Source organism: Limnochorda sp. (assembly GCF_047459355.1).
GTDB lineage: Bacteria > Bacillota > Limnochordia > Limnochordales > Limnochordaceae > Limnochorda.
On record NZ_VSCV01000052.1, the window covers coordinates 1 to 6,698 of the forward strand.

The following is a 6,698-nucleotide window of genomic DNA, read 5'->3' on the forward strand; positions in this document are numbered from 1 at the left end:
GGGCGGGGGCGCCACGTCCAGAGGGGCTGGTGGCTGGTGGAGACGGCCATGACGGGGGTCCGCAGGATCGCCTCCACCTGCTCGGGGCGCTCCACCAGGCCGCCGCTGATGGCGGGGGGCAGCTCGCCGAAGGGGAGCCGGTGGGCCACAAAAGGCACGGCCACCGCCGGCAGGATCTCCACCGCATCGGCCCGGACCCCCCGGGCCATCTCCAGGGCCGTGCGCAAGCCCTCAGAATCCATGAGAAAAAGCCGGAGAATGGCGACCAATCCCAGGTCTTGGGCGGGTTTGATCAGGTGCCGCCGGGTGGTGAGGATCCCGTCGACACCGAAGTCGTGCGCCAGAAGGCGCATGCCCACCTCATCTTTGGCCAGGCCCTGGATGAGATCCACATGGCAGAAGACCAGGGTGCCCGGCGAGCGCCGTCGGACCGTCTCCGCCACGTCGTAGATGGTGCCCACCAGGTGGAAGACCACCCGGAGGCCGGCCGCCTCGGCCTGGGCCACCTGGGCCGGTTCCTTCACTGCGGCGATGAGACGCTGGGACCGGATGGCCGTGAAGAAGTCCGCCTTACGGCTGCGTGCCCTCATCTGGAGCCCCCCATCCCCCGCTGCCCTGGCCCCACAAAAGACAAAGCCCCCCGGGCCATGAGGAAACCCTCAGGTCCCGGTGGGACTTCTCCCCGTCTCCCGTCCCTAGGAACCTTTCTTGTCGGGCGATGGACCACCACTGGACGGATGGCCTCTGGCGGCGGCGCCTCGGCCGCTTCCGAGGCCGGCGCCGCGCGTTGTTGGGCCAACCTATCAGTAATCTTTATACCTCTCGCAGGCATCAGACTCCTGCTTGATCTGAGGCCGACCGGACCACCTCACGCGTGCCACTCCACGGGAGCGACCCCGTCCAGGGCCCGCAGCTCCTCCAGAAGCTGGGGCGCGGTCGAGGGGCGCAGGTTATCCACCAGGAAGGTCAGCTCGGCTTCGCCGTCCTCCCGCTCGATCTCCACGCCCCGGATGTTCACCCCGTTCTGGCCCAGCACCGCGCTGACCGCGGCCAGCTGCCCAGGCCGGTCGATGATGCGGACCACCACCGTGCCGTGGCGGCTCTTGACAAACCGCATCTCAATCCGGTTGAGCCAGAAGAGGCTCACGACGACGAGGGCGGTGGTCAACAGGGCCCCCGCGTAGTAGCCCGCGCCGACGGCCAGGCCGATGCCGGCCACCACCCAGAGGCTGGCCGCGGTGGTCAGGCCCCGGATGCTGGCGCCCTCCCGGAGGATGGTCCCCGCCCCCAGGAAGCCGATACCGCTCACCACCTGGGCGGCGATCCGGGTCGGGTCCGCGTCCACCCCCTGGGCGACCAGATGGCTGAACGGGTGGAAACTGACCACCATCACCAGGGCGGAGCCCAAGCAGACCAGGATATGGGTCCGGAAGCCCGCCGGCCGGCCGTGCATCTCCCGTTCCAGCCCCACCAGCCCGCCGAGCACCACGGCCAAGATGAGACGGCCCATCAATTCCAACTCGAGTGCCACCATACGCCACGTCTCCTTTACAACGTCCGGCCCGGATGCCAGCTCCGGTGGGGGAGCCCAGGGCCCTCGGATCGTCGGGAGACCCGGAGCTGGTCGTTCCCTTGGGATTGAGCTTCAGTCGAGCAGGTCAGGGATCTCGGCCACGCTCTGAACGACGTGATCAGGCTTGGGCAGCCGGTCGTCCGCCAGCTGCTCGAGACGGTCGCCGCCGGTCAAGACGAAGAACGTGCGCATGCCCGCCGCCGCCCCCATGGCGATGTCCGTCTCCAAACGGTCGCCGGCGATGCCCACCTGGCTCGGCGGGCACCCCAGCCGGTCCAGGGCGGCGGCCACCATGTAAGGCGAAGGCTTTCCCACCACCGCTTCGGGGACGGCCCCCGTCACCCCGGTCACCGCCCCCACCATGCCGGCGCAGTCAGGGATCTCCCCGTCCTCCACCGGGCAGGTCCGGTCGGGGTTGGTGGCCACAAACCGGGCTCCGGCCCGGATGGCCAACATGGCCCCCGTCAGCTTCTGGTAGTCGAAGGTCCGGTCGAAGCCGACCACCAGGAACCGGGCCTGGCGGGGATCGTCGACCACCTGGATGCCCATCTGGCGCAACTCTTCGATGAGGGGCGCCTCGCCGATGCAGTAGACGCGGGTGCCGGGCTCCTGCTCGTGGAGGTAGCGCGCCATCACGAAGGAAGAGCTGATCACATCCTCCACCGGCGTGGGGATCCCCAGACGGGTCAGCTTGGCGGCGTACTCCGCCCGGCTGGAGAGGGGCTTGTTGGTAACGAAGACCACCCGCAGGCCCCGGCGCCGGAGTTCGGCCACGGCCCGGTCCGCGCCGGGGATCAGCCGCTCCCCGCGGTAGATGGTGCCGTCCAGGTCGAAGATGAATCCCCGGTACGTCATCGTACCACCTCATTTCTCCTGCTGCAAGGCGAAGCCCTTGACGAAGGCCCCTTGGAGGAGCAGGAGCACCAGCAGCGGTGGCACGATGCTGATCATGGCGCCCGCCATCACCACGTTCCACTCGGCCGCCTGGGCCTCGCTCGCGAGCAAGGTCTTGATGCCGATCTGGACCACCCGCATCCGGTCGCTGGAGGTGGCGACCAGCGGCCAGAGGTACTCATTCCAAGCATAGATGAACTCTACCATAAAGAGCGCGGCCAGGTTGGTCCGGGAGAGGGGCAGCAGGATGCTAACCAGGAACCGCATGGGGCCGGCGCCGTCGATGCGGGCCGCATCAGCCAGGGCGTGGGGGACGGTAAGGAAGAACTGGCGGAACAGGAGCGTTCCCGTGGCCGAGGCGAAGAAGGGGACGGTCAGCGCCCAGTAGGTGTCCGCCCACCCCAGGCGGGTGATCAGCTCGAAGGTGGGGACGATCCGGACGGGCAGAGGCAACATGTGGGTGATGAGGATCAACCCGAAGAAGAGCCACTTCCCCCGGAAGTCGCCGAAGTAGGTGAAGGCGAAGGCGGCCAGGACCGAGAGGACCATCTTCCCCACCGCCACGGCCACGGCCACCACCGTGGAGTTGAAGAGGAGCCGCCCCATGTTGATGTGCACCCACGCCTCCTGCAGGTTGGCCAGGAGGTGCCTTCCCGGCACCAGGCTGGGCGGGAAGCGGTACGCTTCCTGGAAGGAGAGGGTGCTCATCACCAGGGCATAAAGGACGGGCAAGGCTAGGATGAAGATGGTCCCCCAGGCGGCCAGGTGGGTGAGGCCCGTCTTCACCTGCCGCCGGATCCGGTAGCCCGCCCCCGCGAGGACCGGCATCGCGGGCGTGCTCATGGGCCGGCTCATTGGTAGAACACCCTTTGCCCGACAAAGCGGAACTGGAGAACGGTCAAGATGGCCACCACCACGAAGAGAATGATGGATTCGGCTGCGGCCAGCCCCGTCTGGAGGTTGACGAAGCCGTCCCGCCACAGCTTGTAGACCAGGATGTCGGTCGCCCGGCCCGGCCCCCCTTTGGTCATCACGTCGACCAGGCCAAAGATCTCAAAGAAGGCATAAAGGGAGTTCATGATGAGCAGGAAGAGGGCGGTGGGCGACAGGAACGGCAGGGTGATGTGGATGAAGCGCCGGAAGGGGGTGGCACCGTCCACCTCCGCCGCCTCCTCCAGCTCCCGGGGCACCCCCTGGAGCCCCGCCAGGAAGAAGATCACGTTGTACCCCAGCATCTTCCACGTGGCCGCGAGGCTCACCACCACCAGGGCCAGGTTGCCTGAGGTCATCCAGTTGAGGCTGGGGCCGCCCAGGGCCTGGATGGCGTAGGGCAGCCAGCCCGCCGTCGGATGCCACAGGAGAGCCCAAATGGTCCCCGCCACCGCTGGAGAGAGGGCGTAAGGCCAGATCATCAGGGTCCGGTAGAGGTGACTCCCCCGGATCCGCTGGTTGGCCAGGACGGCACAGAGCAGGGAGGCGGCCAGTCCCACCCCCACCACGATCAGGGCGGCAATGAGGGTGACCCAGAAGGCGTTCAGGTACTCGGCCGAACGGAAGAGGCGGGTGAAGTTCCGCAAGCCCACGAAGATCATCCGGTCGCCGAAGGGCGACGTCTGGAAGAAGCTCAGGTAGAGAGACTGGATGGACGGCACGACGAGAAAGACGACCACGATCAAGACGGAGGGCGCCAAGAGCAGATAGGGCAGGATCCGGGAGGGGAAACGGCTTGGCATACCACGACCTCCTGAGGCGGGTGGGGCCGCTGGGGCCCCACCCGCCGGTTGAGACCTCTGGGTGATGGGGCACGGCCCCACTCCCGCTTACTGGTAGAGCAGGGCGTAGTCGGCCAGCACCTGGTTGACCCGGGCCGCCGCCTGGTCGAGGGCCCGCTGGACGGGCACCCGGCCGTTGAGGGCATCCTCCAGGGCCGTGTCCACGATGTCGCGGATCTCCACAAACTGGCCGAGGAGGACTCCCTGGGCCGCGGGGTGATCGGAGCCGGTGAGGATCTGGAGGAAGGCCGTGAGGCTGTTGGGGTTCTCCGCGAACCAGCCGCTGTCCAGGAGGGTCTTCACCGCGCTGTTGGTCACCGGGAAGTAGCCCGTCCCCTGATGCCAGGCGACTGCGTTCTCCGTCCGGTTGATGAACTTGAAAAACTCCCAGACCCCGTCCAGCTCTCGCTCCGACTGCCCCTTCAGCACCCACAGGGAGGCGCCGCCGATGACCGAGTTCCCCCGGGGGTAGCCCTCCAACCGGGGCAGGAAGGTGGTCCCCACCTCAAAATTGGCCGCCTCCTCGATGGAGGCCAGGGAGGAGGTGGACTGGATCAGCATGGCGATCTGGCCGGAGATGAAGGCCTGGTTGGCCGAGTACTCCCGGCCGCCGTAGACGAAAACGCCCTCCTCCGCCCAGCGCCGCCAGTGGGTGACCACCTCCACACCGAAGGGGCCGTTGAAGAGGACCTCGGTGGCCCGTCCCGCCCGGCCGTTGGCGTTGTTGGCGTAGAACTGGTTGTGGGTGGCATGGGCCTGCTCAAAGACCCAGGCGGGCCACCCGAAGGAGATGGCGTGGGGCGCGGCGCCGGAGGCGACGATCTGCCGCCCCATCTCCAGCACCTCATCAAAGGTGGTGGGCGGCCGGTTGGGATCCAGCCCCGCCTTCCGGAAGATGTCCTTGTTGTAGTAGAGCATGGCCGTGGAGGAGTTGAAGGGCATGGAGTAGAGCTTGCCGTCCACCGCGTAGTAGTTGAAGATGGGCCGGCTGATGTCGCCGAAGTCGATCCCGCCCCGGGATTCGGCCAGCTCGTACACGGGGATAATGGCGCCCGAGTCGAGCATGGTCTGGGTTCCGACCTCGTAGACCTGCAGGATGTTGGGCGCCTGGCCCGTCCGCAGGGCGGCGATGGCCCGGGTCAAGGCCTCGGCGTAGGAGCCGGAGAACTGCGCGTGGACCCGGTACTCCGACTGGGAGGCGTTGAACCGCTCCACCAGGTCGTTGAGCGCCCTGCCGGCCGCCCCACTCATGGAGTGCCAGAACTGAACCTCGATCTGGGCGGCCGCGGCAGGCCCCAGCAGGCCCACCAGCACCACCGCGAGGAGAAAGGCCCGCACCAACCGACGGGTCACGTCGATCCCTCCCTCAGTCCAGTGCCCAGCCAGCCAGCCGTCTTCCCCAGGGGACCCCCGGGACGGGAGACCCCACGGCGATGGGGCCACCGTGGGGTGGGTCCGCGCGCCCGCGCCTCAGACGGGCGGGATCAGGGGTCGGTCAAGGGGCAACCGGCCGGCATGTGTGGGGATTCTTCTTCCACACATTTTCTCAGTTTCCTTTGGTCACGCCCGACAGGAAGAGAGTTTTCACATCTTGTTCGTGGTTCCTGCCAGGGGAGTCGCCTGAAGGGGCTTGCCTCAGGGGGTCCGTTCCCGCACACGCCGCGGGCGAAGGCGGGTCAAGCCATCGCGGCCGTCAGGCCGGGCGGGGGGCGAAGGCGTTCCGGAAGTAGAGGTAGCCCGACCAGAGAGTGAGGGCGACGGCCAGCCATAGGAGAAGGTTGGCGCCGGGCAGGCCCACCATGAGGGCCGGAAGGGCGATGCACTGAACCAGGGTCTTCCCCTTGCCCCAGGGGCCGGCCGCCAGGATCACCCCTTGGCCGGCCAGCACCAGGCGGAGGCCTGTGACGGCCATCTCCCGCCCCACCACCGCCACGGCCGCCCAGCTGGAGACCAGGCCCAGCTCCACCAGCCCAATGATGGCCGCGGTGACCAGGAGCTTGTCGGCCACGGGGTCCAGGAGCTTGCCGAAGGTGGTCACCTCCCGGCGGTGACGGGCCAGGTGCCCGTCGAGGGCGTCGGTGAGGGCGGCGGCCACGAAGAGCCCCGCCGCCACCCAGCCCCCCCAGGGGGTCCGGGCCAGGAGGACGGCCAGCATGGGCAAGACCAGGACCAGCCGGGCCAGGCTGATCCAGGTGGCCACCGTCATCTCCAACCGGACGGGCCGGGCGCGTTCCCCACCCCCCTCCCCCGCGGCGGCCGGGGAGGGTCCGGGCCAGGATGGTTCCTCGGCGTGCACCCCACCACTTCCTCTCCCGGGCACAAGGCACCGGCGCCAGGGCCAGAACGGCCAGTGCCCCAAGTTTCACCTATTGTACCACACTCCTCCGGGGCCCACGCCCCGGCCGGGAGGAAGGCTGAGGCGGCATCAGATCCCTCCTCCTCGCCCATGCTCTTCCGGA

At 68.2% G+C, this 6,698-nt stretch carries 7 protein-coding genes; all 7 read right to left on the bottom strand.

Annotated elements, in window-relative coordinates:
• On the bottom strand, positions 1 to 590 hold a 590-nt coding region (locus FWJ67_RS10430), incomplete at its 3' end, for a glycerol-3-phosphate responsive antiterminator (protein WP_414482791.1).
• Positions 591 to 868: 278 nt separating this feature from the next.
• Complete coding sequence (locus FWJ67_RS10435) at positions 869 to 1,534, bottom strand: MgtC/SapB family protein (RefSeq protein WP_304174453.1); 666 nt, start codon at positions 1,532 to 1,534, stop codon at positions 869 to 871.
• A 111-nt stretch (positions 1,535 to 1,645) separates the two neighbouring features.
• A complete protein-coding gene (locus FWJ67_RS10440; protein ID WP_304174451.1) occupies positions 1,646 to 2,428 on the bottom strand; it encodes an HAD-IIA family hydrolase in 783 nt (260 codons plus the stop codon).
• Between the two features lie 9 nt (positions 2,429 to 2,437).
• Positions 2,438 to 3,310: a carbohydrate ABC transporter permease gene (locus FWJ67_RS10445; protein WP_414482792.1), complete on the bottom strand. Its 873-nt coding sequence runs from the start codon at positions 3,308 to 3,310 to the stop codon at positions 2,438 to 2,440.
• 8 nt (positions 3,311 to 3,318) lie between these two features.
• On the bottom strand, positions 3,319 to 4,200 hold the full coding sequence (locus tag FWJ67_RS10450; RefSeq protein ID WP_304174447.1) for a carbohydrate ABC transporter permease: 882 nt from the start codon (positions 4,198 to 4,200) through the stop codon (positions 3,319 to 3,321).
• An 87-nt stretch (positions 4,201 to 4,287) separates the two neighbouring features.
• Positions 4,288 to 5,592, bottom strand: a complete 1,305-nt coding sequence (locus FWJ67_RS10455; RefSeq protein WP_304174445.1) for an ABC transporter substrate-binding protein — start codon at positions 5,590 to 5,592, stop codon at positions 4,288 to 4,290.
• A gap of 340 nt (positions 5,593 to 5,932) precedes the next feature.
• The gene (gene pgsA / locus FWJ67_RS10460) at positions 5,933 to 6,535 is read right to left on the bottom strand and encodes a CDP-diacylglycerol--glycerol-3-phosphate 3-phosphatidyltransferase (protein WP_304175127.1); all 603 of its coding nucleotides are present in this window, start codon (positions 6,533 to 6,535) and stop codon (positions 5,933 to 5,935) included.
• Positions 6,536 to 6,698: the final 163 nt, after the last annotated feature.